Consider the following 20,165-nt stretch of genomic DNA (forward strand, 5'->3'; position numbering starts at 1 on the left):
TTGCCCTCCTATTTGAACAGGCGCGGCGCGAAGTCGGTCAGGTAGCGGCGCCAGTTGATCCAGGTGTGGCCGCCGCCGCTCTCGTTGTAGACGTGGGCGATCCCGTACTTGTCCAGCGTCGCGCGGGTCGGGACGACGGTCCCGTACAGGAAGTCATCCTTGCCCATGGCGTAGTAGACCAGCTTGAACGCCTTGGCGCCCTGCTTCAGGGCCGCGTCGTTACGGGTGGCGTAGTCGGCGGCCTGCTGGGGCGACTGCAGGCCCATGCTGAAGATCCCGATGTAGTGGAACAGCTCCGGATGGGTCAGGCCGTTCTGGATGGTGTGCGCCCCGCCCATCGACAGCCCCGCCATGGCCCGGGCGTCCGCCTTGTCGATCGTGCGGTAGTGGCCGTCGACATAGGGGATCAGATCCTTGAGGAAGTCGTCGCGAAAGTCGGTGTTGATCAGCATGTCCGCGCCAGGCCGGTCGGGCGTGTGGCCGGCGGGCATGACGATGATCATCGGCTTGGCCTTCCCCGCCGCGATCAGGTTGTCGAGGATGTACTGGGCGTGGCCGACCGAGGTCCAGCTGTCGTCGCTGTCGCCCGCCCCGTGCACGAGATAGAGCACCGGATAGACGCCCTTGCCCTTCTCGTAGCCGGGCGGGGTGTAGACGTGGGCGCGACGGCGGACGTTCAGCGATCCCGACCAGTACTCGACCGTCGAGACCGCGCCGTGCGGCACGGCCTTGTCGAAGGTCTGGAAGGCGCCGGCCGGGCCCATCACCTCGAAGGTGCTGTTGACGCCGACGCGCTCTTCCGAGAACCGCGTCCCCTGCGGATCGGGCACGCGCGCGCCGTCGACATTGAAGTTGAAGCGATAGGTGTCGGCGGCGACCGGCTTGTCGGTCGTGACGCTCCACAGGCCCGTGGCGTCCTTGGTCATGGCCAGGCCGCGCGGCCCGCCGCCAAAGCCCATCGGAATGACCTCGGCGTTGTCGGTGCTGGTGACCATCGCGACCTGAGCGTCCGGCGCGCACAGGCGGAACGTGACGCGACCATCCGGCAGTTGCTCCACCGACCTGTAGGCCGCCGGGCCGGCGAAGAAGCCGCGCGGCAGGCAGCTGGCCGTCTGGCCCTGGGGCGGCGGCGTCTGGGCCAGGGCCGCGAACGGCGCCAGCAGCATGGCGGCCGCGGCCGCTCCGATCAGGTCGCGCTTGATGGTCATGTCGGCCTCCCTGCCGATCCTCTTATACATCGGGGGATGGCCTTCGACCGCGCGCGCCCCACGCGGACGCGGTCGAAGGCCCAAGCCCTCCCCCAAGGGCTTGCCCTTACGGCTTGACAGCGCCGGCCTTGACCTTGGCCGAGGCCTTGGCGTCCAGCGCCGTCGCCGAGGCGCCGACGGCGACGTCGTAGGTCCCGGCGTCGATGCGCCACTTGCGGGCCTTGACGTCGAAGTCGGCCAGCAGGCGGCGGTCGGCGGTGACGGTCACCCGCTTGGTCTCGCCCGGCGCCAGTTCGACGCGGTCCCAGCCCAGCAGGCGCAGTTCCGGCGCGCCCGAGCGAGCGGTCAGATAGACCTGCGGCACGTCGGCCCCGGCCTTGGCGCCGGTGTTGGTGACGTCGAAGCTGGCCGTGATCGTGTCGCCGCCCGTGACCTTCAGAGCCCCATACTTGAAGCTGGTGTAGGACAGGCCGTGACCGAACGCGAACAGCGGCTTGAAGCCCTTGCGCGCATACCAGCGGTAGCCGATGTCCGAACCCTCGGGGTGGCTGGCCTCGAAGCCCTTGCCCTTCTCGGCCAGGGTCTCGGGCGAGTCGCCGAAGCCTGGACCGACATAGCCGAAGCCCGCGATCTGACGGTCGTGAAGCTGGTCCTCGGACGCCGGGAAGGTGATGGGCAGGCGACCCGACGGATTGACGTCGCCGAACAGCACGTCGGCGATCGCCTCGCCGCCCTTGGCGCCGGAGTACCAAGCCTCGACCACCGCGCCCACCTTGTCGAGCCACGGCATCAGGACCGGGTTGCCCGTCTCGAGCACCACGATGGTGTTCGGATTGGCGGCGGCCACGGCGGCGACCAGCTCGTCCTGGCCCTGGGGAAGGGACAGGTCGCCGGAGTCGATGCTCTCCATGTTCCACTGGGTGACGAACACCACCGCCACTTGGGCGTCCTTGGCCAGGGCGGCGGCCTCGGACGGGTAGCGCCCGTCGGTGAACCGCACCTTGGCGCCCGGGGCCTTGGCCTTGATCGCCGTGAGGGGCGAGGACGGGTGGTAGACCTGATTGGCCCAGGCCGCCATCGGCCCCTCGCCGCCCACCGGAACGGACGCGGCATGGCCAGTTCCCGTAGTGACCTGCGAGGACCCGCCGCCCGAGAGCACGCCCTTGTCGGCATAGCCGCCGACCACCACGATCGACTTGGCCGTCTTCAGGAGCGGCAGCAGGGACTTGTCGTTCTTCAGCAGGACGATGCCTTGCTGGGCCACGGTCTTGGAGGCGGCGGCGCCAGCGTCGTAGTCGATCGCCTGGCCCTTGCGCGAGGGCGTGTCGAACACCCCGACCGCGAACATCGAGCGCAGGATGCGGCGCGACATGTCGTTGACCCGGGCCGCCGGGACCTCGCCCTTGGCCACGGCCTCCTTCAGCGGCTTGTCGAACCAGACCTGACGGTCCAGCTGCGCGCCGGACTGCTGGTCCAGGCCGTTGACAGCGGCGCTGACGCCGGGCACCGCGCCCCAGTCGGACATCACCCAGCCCGGCCAGGCCCAGTCGCCCTTCAGCACCTTGTTCAGCAGGAAGTCGTTGTCGCAGGCATAGTGGCCGTTGATCTTGTTGTAGGCGCACATCACCGAGCCGGGCTTGCCCTTCTCGATGGCGAACTGGAAGGCCAGCAGCTCGCCCTGGCGGAAGCCCTGCTCGTCGATCGTGGCGTCGACCACGTTGCGGCCGGTCTCCTGGTCGTTGAGGGCGAAGTGCTTGACCGTCGAGATGACCTTCTGATCTTGCGTACCGCGCACCGCCTCGCCGGCCAGGACGCCGGCCAGCAGCGGATCCTCGGCCAGATATTCGAAGTTGCGGCCGTTGCGCGGTTCGGCGGTCAGGTTCATGCCGCCGCCCAGCAGGACGTTGAAGCCCTTCTTGGCCGCTTCCTGGCCGACGACCGCCCCGCCCTTGTAGGCCAGGGCCGGATTCCAGGTCGCGCCGAGCGCCAGGCCCGACGGCAGGGCGGTGGCGATGTCGCCCTTGCGCACGTTCATCGGGTTGGTCACGCCCAGGCTGGCGTCGGTCTCGAACAGGGCCGGCACGCCCAGGCGCGGCACGCCGGCGATGTAGCCGGCCCCAGGGATGGCCTCCTCGGGGATCTTGGCGTTGGGGCCGAACGGGATCGGCATGATCCCGTGCAGCAGGCCGTAGCGCTCGTCGTCGGTCAGCGCCTGGTCCAGCAGCTTGGCGCGTTCGTCGGCCGAGAGCTTGGTGTTCATCCAGGGCCGGTCGCCCGGCCCAGTCGGAGTCTGGGCCTGGGCCGAGGCCGCCCCGGCCAGGGCGACGACCGCACACGCGATCGCGCCGTTCATCAGAGTCTTGCGAAGCATGACGCCCCCTCTTGTTCTTTGTCGTTGATGCTTACTGGGCCGAGCCCGAGGGCTTGGCCGAGGCGGCGGTGACGTCCATGCGGGCCTTCCAGGGCTCGGGCTTGGCGACCGCCGCGCCGTCGGCGCCGAAGTCCATCAGCACGTCGGCCTTGGCGTCATAGGCCGGCCATGGCGGCAGGCCCGGACCGTTCGGGTTCCCGGTCTTGGCGAAGTTGGCGAAATAGGCGTTGGCCGCCTTGGCGATCGCCGCGTCCTTGGCCGTCAGGGCGTCGCCGTACTTGGCCTTCACCGTGTCGAACACATAGGGGATGTCGGTCGCGTGCGGGGCTCCGGTCTTCCACTCGCCCTGCATGGAGTCGGCGACGTACGAGAACCGGTACTCGTAGGCGGGGACGCCCTGGGCCGAGATCACCTGCGCCACGAAGCGCGCGGGCTCGACCATCATCTTGTCCATGGCCACGTTGTAGGCGGCTAGGCGGACGTCGACGTCGCCCTTGGGATCATAGGCGGCCTGGGCCTGGGCCTTCAATGGGCCGAATGGGTCGAACACCTGGTCCTTGTTCTGGGCGAAGCCGAAGCCGATGTCGGCGCTGGTGGCGCCGACCATGACCGGGCCCTTCACCTGGGTCCCGGCGCGATAGGCGACCTCGGGATCGGCGACCACGATCTTGCCGTCCAGCATCGGGCCGCCGTAGGTCGGCGGGCCCGAGGCGCTGAACATCGCCGCCATGTTGAGGCCGGCGGTGACCTGCTCGGCGGAGAGGGCGCGCAGGGCCTTCAGGGCCTCGGGGCCCGTCCCCTCGACGCCGACCGACTTGGCGAAGTTGACGCCGATGGTCTCGGCCGAGGGCGAGCCCGGCAGGTCCTGGCTGAGCCGGCGCGGCCCCATCAGGCTGCCGCGACCACCGCCGGACATGATGGCGGCCTTCTGGAACAGACCCTTCGACTCGGGCGAGGTCAGCAGCATGTGCACCGAGCCGCCGCCGGCGGACTCGCCGAAGACGGTGATATTGTCCGGATCTCCGCCGAACGCGGCTGCGTTGGCCTTCACCCACTTCAGGGCGGCGATCTGGTCCATATAGCCGTAGTTGCCCAGGCGGCCGCCGTCCGCGTTGGCGGCGGTCAGCGCCGGGTGACCGAAGAAGCCGAAGCGGCCGACCCGGTAGTTGAAGCTGACGAAGACGATGCCCTGCTTGGCGAACTGATCCCCGGCGTAGACGGCCGGCGAGGAGCCGCCGTTCACGAAGCCGCCGCCGTAGATCCAGACCATGACCGGCAGCTTCTTGGCCGAGGCCTCGGCCGGCCGCCAGATGTTGGCGACCAGGCAGTCCTCGGCCGGTTCGGAGCCCAGCGGCGCGGCGTCGCTGGGGAACGGCTTCTGCATGCAGTCATGGCCGTAGTCCTTGGCCAGACGCACGCCCGTCCATGACTTGGCCGGCTGCGGCGCGCGCCAGCGCAGCTCGCCCACCGGCGGCTGGGCGAACGGCACGCCCTTGAACGACAGGACGCCATCGGCGACGGCCCCCTGGATCTTGCCCGAGTTCAGGGTGACGGTGTCGGCGGCTGGCGCGGCGCCGGCGTTCCCGGCGCCCAGCAGCAAGGCGCACGCCGTGGCGAGCCATAGCGATCTCTTCATCGTTTCCTCCCCCGCCGTATGCCGGCGATCTTCTGGATTGTTCGACGCAAGCCGGTCCTTGCCGGCCGCGAGCGAGGCCATACCAACGACATGTGATAACGTTGTCAATTCCAATCGCCTACCGCCTCCTAAATTGTTTTTAATATATACAGTTCTCATCGCGTCTCTCGTGGCGCGGCCCGCGTCGCAAACAGCGATTGACGTCCTCGCCGCGCCCCTGCACTTCGTTCTGATGCGCGCCAAGGCAGCCGACAGGGCCACGATCAAGGACGTCGCCACGCGGGCGGGCGTGTCGCTGATGACCGTCTCGCGCGTCCTCAACCGCACGGGTTACGCCAGCGACGAGGCTCGAGAGCGCGTCGAGGCCGCCGCGGCCGCTCTGGGCTACCGGCCAAACGTCTTCGCCCGCGCCCTGCCCGGCGCCCGCTCGTTCCTGGTCGCGACCCTGATCGACGACACCGCCTCGGCGGTCACGGCCGAGCTCCAGCGCTGCATGATCGAGCACTGCCGCGAGGCGGGCTACCATCTGGTCGTCGACAGCGCCCCGACCAATGCGGGCGAGGACGGCCTGCGGGCCATCGCCGCGCGCCTGGCCGCCCTGCGCCCGGACGGCGTCATCGTCTGCCCGCCCCTGTGCGACTCGCCGGAGATCCTGGCCTTGCTGGAACAGCTGGGCGCGCCGTTCGTGCGGTTCTCGCCGTCCCGCATGGGCGAGGGCCCGCGCGTCGGGGCCGACGAGATCGGCGCCGCCCGCGCGATCACCGACCATATCCTGGCGGCCGGCCACCGGCGCGTCGCCTTCGTCGGGCGCGATGACGGCCTGTCCGCTCTGCGGCTGGAAGGCTTCCACTCGGCGCTGGACGCCAAGGGGCTGGCGCCGGCGGCCATCACGTCGACCGCCGGCGACTTCGCGGCGGCGCGCCTGTGCGTCCGATCCCTCCTGGAAACGCCGCGGCGACCCACGGCCCTGGTGGCGGCCACGGACGAGATCGCCCTGGCGGCCCTGGACGCGGCGCGCGGCCTTGGCCTGACCGTTCCCGCGGACCTGTCCGTAGTCGGGTTCGGCGACATCGCCGCGGCCTCGCTGTCGTTCCCGCCGCTGACCACCATCCGCTATTCGATCACGGCCATGGCAGCCGCGACGATCGGGTTCCTGATCAACCCGCCGAAGACCGCCTACGCCCCGCTGGGCCGCACCTTCGGCTTCGAACTGGTCTCGCGCAGCACCGTCGCGCCGCCGCCCTAGCCCCCCGGACGACTGGCGGACCCACGCGCCACCAGCTCGAAATCGGCCCAGCGCCGGGTCTCTCCGGCCCCGCCAGCGATCACCAGCGCGACGGCCGCCTCGGCAAAGGCCTCCAGCGGCTGGCGGATGGTGGTCAACTCGGGCCAGACCATCCGCGCGGCGTTGCTGTCGTCGAACCCGGCCACCGACACGTCCCTCGGCGTCTCAAGACCCAGCTCGGCCGCCGCCGCGATCACCCCAAGCGCCGTCAGGTCGTTGGCCGCGAAGATCGCCGTCGGACGGTCCTCCGCGCGGGCCAGGAGGCGCAGCCCGCCGGCGCGCCCAGAGGCGAAGGTGAAGTTGCCCGGCGCCAGGCGATGGCGCGCCGGCGCCAGTCCCGCCTGGGCCATCGCCTCCCGGAAACCCTCGAGGCGAAGCGCGCTGGCGCCGTGATCAGGGTGGCCCTCGATGAAGGCGATGTCGGTGTGTCCGAGGTCCAGCAGATGCCGGGTCATGGCGAAGGCGGCCGCCTTGTCGTCCATGCGCACCCACCATCCCTGGTCGGTGCGCACGGTGGGCGCGATCCGCACCACGGGGACGTCGCGTCCCTCAAGCGCCGCCGCGTGGTCGCAGAGCGGCGGCAACACCAGAAGCCCTTCCGGCGCCAGGGCCAGGGCCGCGTCGATCGCCTTGACCAGGCTCTCGTCGTCGCGTGCGGCCTCGATCGCCAGGTTGTAGCCATGCGCGCGGCAGGCGCGCACGGCGGCGGCCTGGACGGTGGCCATATAGTCGAAGTTCTGACGGAAGGCGCCGTCGGGCGCCATGCTGATCAGCACGATCATGCGCGACCCTGCCCCGCTCAACCCCCGGGCCGAGATATTGGGCGTGTAGCCCAGCTGGTCGACGGCCGCCTGGACCCGGACGCGCAGGGCTTCCCGGACCCCGGGTTCGCGATTGAGCACGCGCGCCACGGTCTTGAACGAGACCTGTGCGGCGAGCGCCACGTCCTTGATGGTCGGCGGGCGAGCGGACATGCCCCTGGTTACGTCGGCGGGAACGATCCGTCCACGCCTCTCGCCAGGCGCGCCCGCCGCCGGCCTTTCGGGCCAGCGGCGGGGCCGTCGACGCGGTCGTTCGAGGGATCAGAACGATTTCGTGACCTGCAGCGACCAGACCCGGCCCAGCACGTTGTGGACGTTGCCGTCGAAGGCGCTGCCCGTGGTCAGCACCACCGGCGGATCCTTGTCGGCGACGTTCTGGAGGTTCAGCGAGGCGCGGACGCCCTTCAGCCACGTCGGCCCGGCCGTCTCCGGGACCATGTAGCTCAGGCCCAGATCGAAGGTCGTCCAGCTGGGCACCTTGCTCTTGCCGACCACGACGCCGCCGACGGCGAGCGGCACCGAGTTGGTGTAGTCGCCCGTATAGTTGACGAACAGGTTGGCGCTCCACGGCCCCTTGTTCCAACCAAGGTTGGCGCGGCCGCGCAGGCTGATCGGGTAGTAGAGCTCGTCCAGGCGGTCGATCTCCGCCACGTTCGGCGAGGCCTGCACCTTGTTGTGCAGGATCTTGGTCACCGACGCGCCCACGTTCCAGCGGCCGGCGGCGGTCTCGAACAAGTAGCTGGCCTGCAGGTCGACGCCGTCCTGGACCGTCGAGGCCAGGTTGGTCTTGCGCGCGTCCAGGATCACGTTGACCTGGCAGTAGGTGCCCACGACCGGCACGACATAGTCGGCGATGCGGCCCGCCAGATAATCACGCAGCACCGGATCGTAGGTCGCGGTGTTGCCGGGCACGCAGCTCGCGGGGTTGTGGATCGGCGTAATGTACTTGGCGAACGCCGCGCGGTTGGCGGCGCTGGCCAGGTACAGGTCGCGGTTCGGGCTCGAGATCTGGTTTTGGTAGTCGATCTTGTAGTAGGTGCCCGAGATCTTCAGGCCGCGCACGGACGGCGGCGAGAAATCGAAGCCCACCGACAGGGTGTCGGCGGTCTCCGGCTGCAGATCAGCGTTGTTGCCCAGATAGACCAGCGCGCTGGTGAAGCCGGGGAACAGGTTGCCGATGTTGCTGTCGCCGGAATTGTTGGCCGTCGGCACGCCCACCAGCTCGGCCGAGAACACCACCGGGCTCTTGTCCGTCAGGGTCGGCGCGCGGAACGACTTGCCGGCCGAGCCGCGGAACGACAGGGCGTCGTTGACGGCCCAGGTCAGGCCGATCTTGGGGTTGGTGGTGCCGCCGAAGTCGGAATAGTGGTCGTAGCGGGCAGCCACGTCCACCGCCAGGGACTGGACCAGCGGCAGGGCGTTGCCCGAGCCGAAGATCGGCACGTAGAGCTCGGCGAACAGCGACTTCACCTTGCGGCGCTCGTCGGAGACGTTGTCGATGCCGAAGACGTTGGTCGCGCCGCGGTTGGCCCCGTTGGTCAGGGTCTCGTGCTGGCGCGAATACTCGCCGCCGAGGGCCGCGCGCACCGTGCCGCCCGGCAGGCTGAACAGCGGGCCGTTAAACTTGATGACCGCGTCGTCCATGATGTTGCGGCTGAACTGGACGTTCGAGCCGGTGAAGCTGGCGATCTGCGACTGGCTGAGCCCTCCCGTGCTGAAGGGGTTCAGCGTGCCGGCGTTCACCTGGGCGGCGACGGCGTCGAGATTGACGTTCTTGCCGATGTTGCAGATGCCGCAGGTCCGATCCGCGCCATTGGTATAGTAGACCTCGCCCTTCCACCCGGCGACCGGCAGGTTGGCGCTCAGGCCGATGGTCTGGGTGTAGGCCTTGTCGGGATTGGTCGTCTCGGTCAGGCCGATGTAGCGATGGAAGTTGAGATCGAAGGTCTCGCCGCCGCCGGGGCAGGTCGTCGAGGCCGAACCCGGCGTGCCGGCCACGCCCGAGACGTAGTACGGCGTGCCCGCGCAGACGTTGATGCTGCTGCCGGTGTTGGGGTCGTACTGGTAGGTCGAGGTCTTCCGATGGGTGTAAAAGCCCTCGTAGTAGATCGACACCCAGTCGTTGAGCTCCTGGTTGAAGAACAGGGCCAGCTGGCGACGTTTCACGTCCGGCAGGTAGTCGTTGTAGTCCGCCGTATCGACCAGGTTGGTCGCGGTCAGCTGGCTGGCCGTGGGGTTGCGACCGGCGTTGGTCGGCAGGCCGTAATAGGTGTAGGTCGTGCCCGAGGCGCCGTTCTGGCTAACCACCAGGTTGCCCACCCCACCCGACGAGATCGCCCCGTTCAGCTGGCGATTGTCCTCGCCGCCGAAGCGCCGCAGGTCCTGCATCAGGTACGGGCTTTCCGACCGCTTGCCGCGCGTGCGGTGCATGACGTCGGCGGTCAGGATGACGTTGCCGTGGCCCAGGCGATTGTCCCACTGCCGGCCGATGGTGAACGAGCCGCCGACCTCGGTCGAGAAGCGGTGGGTGGTGGCGCGGGCGGTGGCCTCGGCGCCATCGAAGTTCTTGCGCAGCACGTAGTTGATGACGCCGCTGACGGCGTCCGCGCCGTAGATGGCCGAGGCGCCGTCGGCGATGACGTCGACCCGCTCCAGCGCCGCGATCGGCACTTGAATCGCTTCGGTATAGGCGTCGGAGGCGCCGCTGGGGGCGATCCGGCGGCCGTCGACCAGGGTCAGGGTGGCGCCGTAGCCGATACCGCGGATGTTCACCGCCGTGCCCTGGGTGGAGTTACCGCCGTAGCCGGTGGTGCCGCCCTCGCGATAGTTCTGCCCCGCGCCGCCGGCGTTCGGCGTGCTCTGGATCTGCGGGATCGATTTCAGGACCTGATGGATGTCGGTCAGGCCCGTGGCCTTGATGTCGTCGGCGGTCATGGTGACCGTCTCGCTGCCGACGGCCTTCACCCCGGCGATGTTCGTGCCGGTGGCGACGACAACGACCTCTTCGACGGTGCTGTCGTTATTTTCCTTGGCCTTTTCAGCCTGGGCGAAGGCCTGGCCCGCGGTCGCGAGACCGATCGCCAGCACCGAAGCGCCCGCTGTCAGGCGGCGTGCGACGCCGCTCCGATCTGAGAAAAACACCATTCCACTCCCCTTCCTTATGTTTCTCACCCCTCGGCCGGCGCTAACGCGCACGGCCGCCGTCGCGGGCCCCAGAGGGACCCGACGCAGTCTCGGTCGGCGTGGAAAGCTCCTGGACTTTCTCACTCCCTAGACGCCGGGGCATTCTGACGAGCCCTCGGCGGGTCATTCCGACGATGCGAAATGACAACGTTCACATCAGAAGGCGGACCTCTCGACGAGAGATCCCAATCTGAATGACAACGTTATCACAAGCTTGACGCGACAATGCACCAAGTCAAGAACAATTTGCGGGGTGTACAATCACCGAAGCCGCGCAGTCCTCCCGCACGGCGATCCATTCAGCGGCGCTATCAGACCATCAGTTTTCTCGATTGGCGCGGCCGGGCCCCGACTGGCTCACTCACCCGAGGATCGGGGAGACGGGCGTTGCATGAGTTGGGACTTCTGCTGGGCGCGGGGACGCTGGCCATCGCCGCCTTCGCCGCCGCCCCGGCCGCCGCCACGCCGTGCGAGGGCTTCGCGCCGCCGCGACCGAGCCGCACCGTGCTGGAGACGATCGCCGCCGAGCCAGACGATCCCGTCGCCTGCCGCATCGTCGGCCGCCCCGAGCCCCACGCGGGTTCGCGGATCGGCTTCGAGGTGTGGACGCCCCGCGCCGCCTGGAACGGCCGCCTTCTGATGCTGGGCAACGGCGGCTACGCCTCCGCCCTGCCCCGAGGCCAGATGCAGGCCTACGCCGCCGCCGGCTATGTGGTCGTCGCCACCGACACGGGCCATGCCGGCGACGGCCCCGACTTCGCGCGTGAGCGTCCGCAGGCCATCGCCGACTGGGCCGAGCACGCGGTCCACGAGTCCATCGCCCAGGCCAAGGCGATCACCGCCGCCTACTATGGCCGCCCCGCCGCCCATGCCTATTTCCAGGGCTGCTCGACCGGCGGTCACCAGGCGCTGATGGAGGTCCAGCGCCATCCCGACGACTTCGACGGCGTCGTGGCCGGCGCGCCTGGCGCCAACCGCACCCGACTCAACATCGGCTTCCTCTGGCAGTTCGTTCAGAACCACACCCGCGACGCCGAACCGCGCCTGATCCTGCCGGCCAGCAAGCTGCCGATGATCCGCGACTCGGCCCTCGCCGCCTGTCGCGGGCGCAACGGCGATCCGGACATCGGGGGCCTGCCCTCGGACCCGTATCTGAACGCGCCCCTGACCTGCGGCTTCGACCCGGCCGCGCTGGCGTGCGCGGACCAGGACCGCCCCGACTGCTTGACACGGGACCAGGCAGCGGCGCTCGAGGCGATGTACGCCGGGGCGCGCGATCCCCGCACCGGCCAGCGGCTCTATGTCGGCTGGCCGCGCGGCAGCGAGGCCTCAGCCGGCGGCTTTGGCGGCTGGAACCTCTACTGGGCCGATCCAGCCAAGCCCAGCGAGCCGGCGCGCTCGGACTTCTGGCGTTACTGGGCCGGGTTAGGCGAGGGCTGGGACTGGCGGACCTTCGACTTCGATCGTGACGCGACCCAGGCCCTGGCGCGCCTGTCGAAGACGATCGACGCCGTCGACCCCGACCTGGAGGCCTTCCGCCGGCGCGGCGGCAAGCTGATCCAGTGGCATGGCGCGGCCGATCCCGTCGTGCCATTCGAGGATTCGATCGCCTACTACCAGCGCGCCGACGCAGACCAGGCGCGGCGGGGCCATCATGTCGAGGATTTCTATCGCCTGTTCATCGCGCCGGGCGTGGAACATTGCCAGGGCGGCCTGGGCCCCGCGCCGATCGACCTGCAGGCCCGCATCGAGGCTTGGGTCGAGCAGGACGTCCCGCCCCCACGCCTGGAGGCCCGGCGCGCCACCGGCGGCGTGAAGGGCGGCGGCTTTGGCCGTCCGCTGTGCCCGTTCCCGGAGGTCGCCATCCACGACGGGACCGGATCGCCCGACCGCGCCGAGAGCTTCCAGTGCCGCCGCCCGGTTCGTCGCCCCGCCACGCCAGGAGCCTGACGCGATCGGGCCCGCTCACGACGCCGCACGCTCGCGCAGCATCGCTTTCAACAGGCCCTTCTGAATCTTGCCCGTCCCGGTGCGCGGCAGCGCCGTGACCACGCAGGTCTCCTTCGGCAGCTTGTAGCGGGCCAGGCGCGGCTCCAGGTGCGCGATGATCTCGGCGTGGACGACCAGGGCGCCGGGCCTGGCCACGACGACCAGGCAGCCCACCTCGCCCCAGCGGGCGTCGGGCATGCCGACCACGGCGCATTCGGCGATGTGAGGGTGATCGGCCAGGGCGGCCTCGATCTCGGCCGGATAGACGTTCTCGCCGCCCGAGATGAACATGTCCTTCTTGCGGTCGATCAGCCAGTGGAAGCCATCCTCGTCGCACACGGCGATGTCGCCGGTGTGGAACCAGCCGCCCTCGTTGAAGGCCGCACGCGTCTCGGCCGGGCGACGCCAATAGGCCGAGAACACGTTCTCGCCCTTCAGCAGCAGTTCGCCGGGCTGGCCGGGTTCGCACGCCGCTCCCTCGGCGTCGACGATGCGCGAGGCCACGCCGGGCATGGCCACGCCCGCCGAACCGGCGCGGGCGGCGATCGCGTCGCGGTCGACCGGCATGCCGAACACGGTGCCAGCCTCGCTCATGCCGAAGCCGTCGACGATGGGCACGCCGTCGTCCAGCCAGGCGCGGATGTCGGCGGCCGGATGCGGCGCGCCGCCGGTGAAGATCGCCGTCAGTCCGCCCAGCCGCTCGGGCGCGAAGCTCGGTTGGGCCCGCAGCGCCGCGGCCATCTGCGGGACGCAGAAATAGTGGCTGACCGCCAGGGCCGGGTCCTCCATGCGCCGCAGCGTCCGTGCCGGGTCGAAGCCGTCCGAGACCAGGAACGCCCCGCCGTGCAGCAGCGGCGGTCGGATCGTGGTGATCAGGCCGATGATGTGGAACATCGGCGCGTCGTTCAGGAACACGCTGTCATGGGTCACCCGCCCCAGGCGGCCGAAATTGATCGCGGTCTGGTCCAGGTTCCGCTCGCTCAGCAGCACGCCTTTGGGCCGGCCCGAGGTGCCCGAGGTGTAGAGGATCAAGGACGGGCGGCCGCGATCGATGGGGTTGGTCGCCAGCGGCTGACCCTGCTCTAGCGCCTCGGCCAGTTCAGCGATGGGCGCGCCGACGACGCCTGCCCGCGCCAGCTCGGCGTCGCCGAACACCAGGCGCGGCTCGGCGTCCTCGACCAGGTCCCGGATCTCCGCCGGACTCAGCCGCCAGTTCAGCGGCACGTAGATCAGCCCCGCCCGCGCGCAGGCCAGGTGCAGCACGGCCAGGTCGACGCTGTTGCGCGCCAGGCTGGCCACGCGGTCGCCCGGTCGGCAGCCATAGTCGGTCAGCAGCCGCACGCAGCGCCCCACCGCCAGGTCCAAGGCCGCATAGGTCCAGCGCCGCCCGCTCGCCAGGTCGACGGCGGCCAGGCGGGTCGGCTGAAGGCGGGCCTGCAGGCCCAGATGGTCGACTGAAGCGCTCATTTCCTCCCCTTTTTTATGGTTGGCGCCGACGGTCGATAGGGTCCTAGCCGGGGCTGGCGGCCACGTCGTAACTCCCCAGACCCGGCTTGTAGGTCTTGTCGTCGATGAACTGCTTGATGCCTTCCTTGCGGCCGTCGTTGTCGAACGAATTGGCCGCCTCCTGCGCCCGGACCAGATAGTCCTCAGCGTTATCGTAGGTCATTTCGCCCACGCGCCGGATGGCGTCCTTGGTCGCCTTCAAGGCCACGGGGTTCTTCTTGAGCAGGACGTTGGCCACCTCGGTCACGCGGTCCTTCAGGCGCTCCAGCGGCACGGCCTCGTTGACCAGCTTCCACTCGGCGGCCTTCTTGCCGTCGATGTTCTCGCCCATCAGCGCGTGGTACATCGCGTCGCGCATCGACAGGAGCTCGACGGCCACCTTGGTCGCGCCGCCGCCCGGCAGGATGCCCCAGTTGATTTCCGACAGGCCGAACTGCGCCTCCTCGGCGGCGAAGGCCAGGTCGCAGGCGAACAGCGGGCCATAGCCGCCGCCGAAGCACCAGCCGTTGACCATGGCGATGGTCGGTTTGTTGTACCAGCGCAGGCGACGCCACCAGCCGTAGGACTCGCGCTGGGCCTGGCGCACCGCGCCCAGGCCCTTGGCTTCGGTCTCGCGGAAATACTCCTTCAGATCCATGCCGGCCGACCAGGCCGTGCCCTCGCCGGTCAGGACCAGGACGCCGACGTCGTCTCGATATTCCAGCGCGTCCAGCACCTCCATCATCCGCTGGTTCAGGCGTGGGCTCATGCAGTTGCGCTTTTCGGGCCGGTTGAACTTCACCCAGGCGATCCGATTCTCGACGGTGAAGGTGGCGGTGTTGTTGACCTCGGTCATTCTCGATCTTTCTTGGGAGCTCGGGAGCCGGCTTCGCCGGCCGGGTCAGATGGGGTAGTGGCCGGCCTGTGTCTCGACCGTGATCCAGCGCAGCTCGGTGAAGGCGTCGATCCCGGCCTTGCCGCCGAAGCGGCCGTAGCCCGAGGCCTTGACCCCGCCGAACGGCATCTGGGCCTCGTCGTGCACGGTGGGACCGTTGACGTGGCAGATGCCCGACTTGATCTGGCGGGCGACCTTCAGGCCCCGCGCGATGTCGCGGGTGAAGATCGAGGCCGACAGGCCGTATTCAGTGTCGTTGGCCAGCTCGATCGCATGGGCCTCGTCGCGGGCGCGGACGACCCCGACCACCGGGCCGAAGCTCTCGTCGCGGAACAGCTTCATGGCCGGCGTGACCTTGTCGATCACCGTGGCCGGCATCAGCACGCCATTCGCCGCCCCGCCATTGACCTGGACGGCGCCGGCGGCCAGGGCGTCGGCGACCAGGGCCTCGACATGGGCCACCGTCTTGAGGTCGACCACCGCGCCCAGCGGCGTCCTGCCCTCGCGCGGATCGCCGACGGCCAGGGTGGCGACCTTGGCGCAGAACCTCTCGATGAAGGCCTCGGCCACGGCGTCGACCACGATGATCCGCTCGGTCGACATGCAGATCTGGCCCTGGTTCATGAAGGCGCCGAAGGCGGCCGCCTTCACGGCCTCGTCCAGATCAGCGTCCTCCAGCACGATCAGCGGCGCCTTGCCGCCCAGCTCCAGCAGCACGGGCTTGAGGTTGTCAGCCGCGCGCCGGGCGATGATCCGGCCCACCGCCGTCGAGCCGGTGAAGCTGATGCGGCGCACGGCCGGATGGTCGATCAGCGCCCCGACGATCTCGCCGGCGTCGGCGGGCGCGTTGGTGACGACATTGACCACGCCCTGGGGCAGGCCGGCGGCCGCGAACGCCTCGATGATCAGGCTGTGGGTGCGCGGGCAGGTCTCGGACGCCTTGAGGATAACCGTGTTGCCGCACGCCAGAGGCGTGGCCACGGCCCGCACGCCCAGGATGATCGGCGCGTTCCAGGGCGCGACGCCCAGCACCACCCCGGCCGGCTCGCGCACGGCCATGGCCAGGCAGCCGGGCTTGTCCGAGGGGATCACCTCGCCGCTGATCTGGGTGGTCAGGGCGGCGGCCTCGCGGATCATCGAGGCCGACAGCATAATGTTGAAACGGGCCCAACCCTCGGTTGTGCCGATCTCGCGCTTCATGGCGTCAACGAAGGCGTCGGCCCGGGCCTCCAAGGCGTCGGCGGCCTTGGACAGCAAGGCGCGGCGGGCGTTGGGACCCAGGGCGCTCCAGCCCGCCAGCGCGGCCTGCGCCGTGTCGGCGACGGCGTTGGCCTGGGCTTTCGTCATCGCCGCGCAGGTGCTGGCGACGTCGCCGGTGATGGGATCGAGGCGTGTGAACGTGCCGGTCATGATCGTCCTCGAATGGCCTTAGAGGGTCGTCGCCAGGTCGCGCTCGACCGCGTCCGGCGCGGCGCGGAGCTTGGCTAGCAGCGCGCGCAGGTCATCGCGCTCCTTCGCCGTCAGGGCGCCGAAGAAGGCCTCGTCGTGCTCAAGGGTCACCTGCTCGATGCGACCGCGCAGGACCGCGCCGGCCGGCGTCAGGTGCAGGGCGTTGCTGCGGCGGTCGCGGCCGCTGCGGCGCTCGACCGCGCCGCGCGCCTCCAGTTCGTCGACCACCTTCATGGCGCGAGCCCGATTGACGCCCAGGGCTCGGCCCAGCGCCATCTGATCGCAGCCCTGGTGCAGGCCGACATAGACGACGGCCGTCGCGCGGACGGGGGTCATGTCGAAGACGGCGAGGCGTTCGTGCAGCCCCGCCATCCCGGCGACGTCGGCGTAGTGCAGCAGAAAGCCCAGTCGCGCCCCTAGCGCGCCGAAGGCTGATAGCTCGTCCAAAGCGGACCTCCCAGGTCTTGTTTTCGCGAAAACTGTATGCATCATAAACAATGTCGTCAACGTACGCCCGAGGACGACCCATCAAGCGAGCGGTCCAAGCCGCCGCGCCCCGAGGAAACCCGAAGGAACGCCATGCCCGATCCGGCCCGCGGCCCGACCGCTCGACACGCGTCCCCCCAACAGACGACGGCGAGGCGGACGACCCTCCTGACCGCCGCCCCCTGCTATCTGGTCGCCGCCCTGGAAGGCCTGGACCTGCAGGCGGCCGGGGTCGCCGCGCCGAAGCTGGCGCCGGCCATGGGCCTTTCGTCCGACCAACTGGGCTGGTTCTTCTCGGCCAGCACCTTCGGCCTGATGCTGGGCGCGGCGATCGGCGGCCGGCTTTCGGACCGCTTCGGCCGCAAGGCCGTGCTGGTGGCGTCGGTCGTCGTCTTCGGCCTGCTGTCCCTGGCCACCGCGTTCTCGCCGAACCTGGAGGTCCTGATCCTGACCCGGTTCCTGACCGGAGTCGGCCTGGGCGGCGCCCTGCCCAACCTGGTGGCCCTGGTCGTCGAGAACGCCCCGCCCGGACGCAAGAACGCCGCCGTCGGCCTGCTCTATGCCGGCCTGCCCACCGGCGGCGCCACGGCCAGCCTGATCAGCCTCTTGGGCCGGCACGACAACTGGCAGGAGATCTTCGTCGTCGGCGGCGTGGCCCCGCTGGTCGCCGCGCCGGTGCTGGCCCTGCTGCTGCCGGACTCGCGACAGCAGGCCGACGCCAAGGCGACCGAGGGCGCGCTGCGCCCCGCCGGCGTGGCCTTCACCCTGCTGGGCGAGGGACGGGCGGCGCGCACGCTGCTGCTGTGGCTGGGCTTCTTCCTGGCCCTGCTGACCTTCTACCTGCTGCTCAACTGGCTCCCCACCCTGCTGATCGGGCGAGGCCTGCCCCGTCCTGACGCGGCCCTGGTGCAGGTGGCGTTCAACGTCATGGGCGCCCTGGCCAGTATCGTCACGGGCAGACTGATGGACCGGGCCGACCTGCGGACCATGACCACGGCAACCTTTCTGCTGGCCATCGGCAGCCTGATCCTGCTCGCGGTCACGCCCGCTCACCTGACCGCCTGCCTGCTCAGCGGCGCCATCGTCGGCGCCGCCATGTCGGCGACCCAGGCCCTGCTCTACGCGGTCACGCCAGCCAACTATCCGACCGCGATCCGCGGCACCGGCGTCGGCGCCGCCGTCGCGGTGGGACGCCTGGGCTCGGCCGCCGGCCCCTTGCTGGCCGGCGCCCTGCTGGGCGTGGGCCGCACGCCGCGCGAGGTGCTGACCTTCATGGCCCCCACCATGCTGCTGTCGGCCCTGGCGATCGTGCTGCTGGCCGCCCTGATGGCCCGCGCCCAGCGCGCGCTCCAAGCCTAGACCTCGGGAGAGTCTCGTGTCCGCACACCCCACCTCGTGGATCCGGAACGCCTGGTACGTCGCCGCCACGCCCGACGAGCTGGCCGACAAGCCGCTGGGCCGCCAGATCTGCGGCGAGCCGATGGCCTTCTTCCGCGACGCGACCGGCCAGGCCCGGGCGGTCGAGGACTTCTGCCCCCATCGCGGCGCGCGCCTGTCCCTGGGTTTCCTGCGCGACGGCGACCTGGTCTGCGGCTATCACGGCCTGGCCATGGGCTGCGACGGACGCGCCGTCGGCATGCCCAGCCAGAACGTCGAGCGCTTCCCCCGCATCCGCGCCTTTCCGGTCGTCGAGCGCCACGGTTTCGTCTGGGTCTGGCCTGGCGACGCCGGGGCCGCGCAAGGGACGCAGCCCCCTCGCCTGGCCTGGGCCGAGGATCCGAACTGGGCCTATGGCGGCGGCCTCTTCCACGTCCGCAGCGACTACCGCCTGATGATCGACAACCTGATGGACCTGACCCACGAGACCTATGTCCACGCGGGCAGCATCGGCCAGAAGGAGATCGACGAGGCTCCGGTCGAGACCCATCTGGAGGGCGACGAGGTCGTGACCAGCCGGCGCATGAACGGTATCCACGCCCCGCCCTTCTGGCGCATGGCCCTGCGCGGCGCGGGCCTGGACGAGAACGCCCTGGTCGACCGCTGGCAGATCTGCCGCTTCTCGGCGCCCGGCCACGTGATGATCGAGGTCGGGGTCGCCCTGGCCGGCCACGGCGGCTACGACGCGCCGGCCGAGCTGAAGGCCTCCAGCATCGTCGTCGACTTCATGACGCCCGAGACCGAAACCTCGCACTGGTACTTCTGGGGCATGGCGCGCGGCTTCGCCTCGGACGACGAAGCGCTGACCGCCTCGATCCGCGAGGGCCAGCGCGGCATCTTCAGCGAGGACCTGGCCGTGCTGGAGGCCCAACAGGCCAACCTGCTGCGTCACCCCGACCGTGCTCTGCTGAAGCTGAACATCGACGCCGGCGGCGTCCATTCCCGCAGGATCATCGCCCGCGCCATCGGCGCTGAGAACGCCGCCTAGGCGGCGCCATCCATGACCCGCTCGGCGCGGTAGCGACGGGGCGAGCAACCCTCGGCCCTGCTGAAGAACCGCGAGAAGTAGGCGGGGTCGTCGAAGCCCAGTTGGTAAGCCACCTCGGCGATGGTCATGTTCGAATGGATCAGCGCCCGCTTGGCCTCCAGCATCGTGCGGTCGTGGACCAGCCGCAGCGGCGCGGCGCCGGCCGCCTTCAGGCACGCCACGCGCAGCCGCGACACGGTGCAACCCAGCCGCTCGGCATAGGCCTCCAGCGTCAAGCCCTCGCGGAAGTGCGTCTCGATCAGCTCGCGATAGCGCGCCACCAGCCTGGCCTGGGCGCCCTGGGCGGCGGGACCCGAGGCGCGGGCCTGGACCAGCAGGCGCAGGGCCTCGACCAGCAGGGTCAGCAGCTGGGCCTCGACGGCGGCGGCGCGTCCCGGCGCGGTCCAGACCAGCTCGCGCCCCAGGACAGCCAGGACGTCGGACACCCGGGAGTCGCGCGGCAGCGGCAGCTGGCAAGCCGCGCGGAACAGCGCCGCGAACCCCGGCTCGCGCCCGACCAGCTCGCGCAGATAGCTGTCGGCGATGGTCAGCACCGAGCCGGAGCTGTCGGCCTCATAGACGAAGCCATGGACCACGCCGGCGGGGATCAGCAGCAGGCACGGCGCCGCGAAGGCGACCGTCTCGCCTTCCACGCGCATGACGCCCGAGCCCCGGGCGATCAGGAAGACGTGGTTGAGATCGGCGTGGGCGTGCGGCCGGATGTTCCAGTCGTTCGGCCGCGAGCGATCGTCCAAATCCTCGAGATGCAGGAACTTGCCCTCGACGGTCCGCAACGGTTCTCCGAACAGAAAAAAGCTCGGAATTCTTGAGGATTGAGGCACGACGACCATCCGCGGCGCTCGGAAAGGCGCATGAGAAAAGTCCAACTTTTG

Annotated in this window: 14 protein-coding genes; 4 read left to right on the top strand and 10 right to left on the bottom strand. The window is 69.9% G+C overall.

Annotated features, from left to right (window positions below):
- Positions 1–8 precede the first annotated feature (8 nt).
- From K8940_RS16015 to K8940_RS16025, 3 genes are all read right to left on the bottom strand, one after another.
- On the bottom strand, positions 9–1,208 hold the full coding sequence (locus tag K8940_RS16015) for an alpha/beta hydrolase (protein WP_223391051.1): 1,200 nt from the start codon (positions 1,206–1,208) through the stop codon (positions 9–11).
- Positions 1,209–1,314: 106 nt separating this feature from the next.
- Positions 1,315–3,579 (bottom strand): beta-glucosidase, encoded by a 2,265-nt coding sequence (locus K8940_RS16020; RefSeq protein WP_223391052.1) that lies wholly within the window; start codon positions 3,577–3,579, stop codon positions 1,315–1,317.
- Positions 3,580–3,610: 31 nt separating this feature from the next.
- Complete coding sequence (locus K8940_RS16025) at positions 3,611–5,215, bottom strand: carboxylesterase/lipase family protein (RefSeq protein ID WP_223391053.1); 1,605 nt, start codon at positions 5,213–5,215, stop codon at positions 3,611–3,613.
- Between the two features lie 232 nt (positions 5,216–5,447).
- Here K8940_RS16025 and K8940_RS16030 point away from each other — a divergent pair, with 232 nt between their 5' ends.
- Complete coding sequence (locus K8940_RS16030) at positions 5,448–6,461, top strand: LacI family DNA-binding transcriptional regulator (RefSeq protein WP_223391054.1); 1,014 nt, start codon at positions 5,448–5,450, stop codon at positions 6,459–6,461.
- Here the strand turns inward: K8940_RS16030 and K8940_RS16035 are convergent.
- On the bottom strand, positions 6,458–7,474 hold the full coding sequence (locus K8940_RS16035; RefSeq protein ID WP_223391055.1) for a LacI family DNA-binding transcriptional regulator: 1,017 nt from the start codon (positions 7,472–7,474) through the stop codon (positions 6,458–6,460). The genes K8940_RS16030 and K8940_RS16035 overlap by 4 nt on opposite strands.
- Positions 7,475–7,582: 108 nt before the next feature.
- The gene (locus K8940_RS16040) at positions 7,583–10,465 is read right to left on the bottom strand and encodes a TonB-dependent receptor plug domain-containing protein (RefSeq protein ID WP_223391056.1); all 2,883 of its coding nucleotides are present in this window, start codon (positions 10,463–10,465) and stop codon (positions 7,583–7,585) included.
- Between the two features lie 426 nt (positions 10,466–10,891).
- Here K8940_RS16040 and K8940_RS16045 point away from each other — a divergent pair, with 426 nt between their 5' ends.
- Positions 10,892–12,454 (top strand): tannase/feruloyl esterase family alpha/beta hydrolase, encoded by a 1,563-nt coding sequence (locus tag K8940_RS16045; protein WP_223391057.1) that lies wholly within the window; start codon positions 10,892–10,894, stop codon positions 12,452–12,454.
- Between the two features lie 15 nt (positions 12,455–12,469).
- Here K8940_RS16045 and K8940_RS16050 read toward each other — a convergent pair whose 3' ends face one another.
- From K8940_RS16050 to K8940_RS16065, 4 genes are read right to left on the bottom strand one after another with little or no spacing between them, the layout of a single operon-like run.
- Positions 12,470–13,960: an AMP-binding protein gene (locus K8940_RS16050; RefSeq protein ID WP_223391059.1), complete on the bottom strand. Its 1,491-nt coding sequence runs from the start codon at positions 13,958–13,960 to the stop codon at positions 12,470–12,472.
- A 43-nt stretch (positions 13,961–14,003) separates the two neighbouring features.
- The gene (locus tag K8940_RS16055; RefSeq protein WP_223391060.1) at positions 14,004–14,834 is read right to left on the bottom strand and encodes a p-hydroxycinnamoyl CoA hydratase/lyase; all 831 of its coding nucleotides are present in this window, start codon (positions 14,832–14,834) and stop codon (positions 14,004–14,006) included.
- A 45-nt stretch (positions 14,835–14,879) separates the two neighbouring features.
- Positions 14,880–16,283, bottom strand: a complete 1,404-nt coding sequence (locus tag K8940_RS16060) for an aldehyde dehydrogenase (protein WP_223391061.1) — start codon at positions 16,281–16,283, stop codon at positions 14,880–14,882.
- 18 nt (positions 16,284–16,301) lie between these two features.
- Positions 16,302–16,769, bottom strand: a complete 468-nt coding sequence (locus K8940_RS16065; protein ID WP_223391062.1) for a MarR family winged helix-turn-helix transcriptional regulator — start codon at positions 16,767–16,769, stop codon at positions 16,302–16,304.
- A gap of 132 nt (positions 16,770–16,901) precedes the next feature.
- On the opposite strand from K8940_RS16065, the gene mhpT reads away from it, so the two are divergent.
- The gene (gene mhpT / locus K8940_RS16070) at positions 16,902–18,167 is read left to right on the top strand and encodes a 3-(3-hydroxy-phenyl)propionate transporter MhpT (RefSeq protein ID WP_223391063.1); all 1,266 of its coding nucleotides are present in this window, start codon (positions 16,902–16,904) and stop codon (positions 18,165–18,167) included.
- 16 nt (positions 18,168–18,183) lie between these two features.
- Positions 18,184–19,233 (top strand): aromatic ring-hydroxylating oxygenase subunit alpha, encoded by a 1,050-nt coding sequence (locus K8940_RS16075; RefSeq protein WP_223391064.1) that lies wholly within the window; start codon positions 18,184–18,186, stop codon positions 19,231–19,233.
- Here the strand turns inward: K8940_RS16075 and K8940_RS16080 are convergent.
- Complete coding sequence (locus K8940_RS16080; protein ID WP_223391065.1) at positions 19,230–20,066, bottom strand: helix-turn-helix domain-containing protein; 837 nt, start codon at positions 20,064–20,066, stop codon at positions 19,230–19,232. The two genes, K8940_RS16075 and K8940_RS16080, sit on opposite strands and share 4 nt — an antisense overlap.
- Positions 20,067–20,165: the final 99 nt, after the last annotated feature.

The organism is Caulobacter segnis (assembly GCF_019931575.1).
Taxonomy (GTDB): domain Bacteria; phylum Pseudomonadota; class Alphaproteobacteria; order Caulobacterales; family Caulobacteraceae; genus Caulobacter; species Caulobacter segnis_C.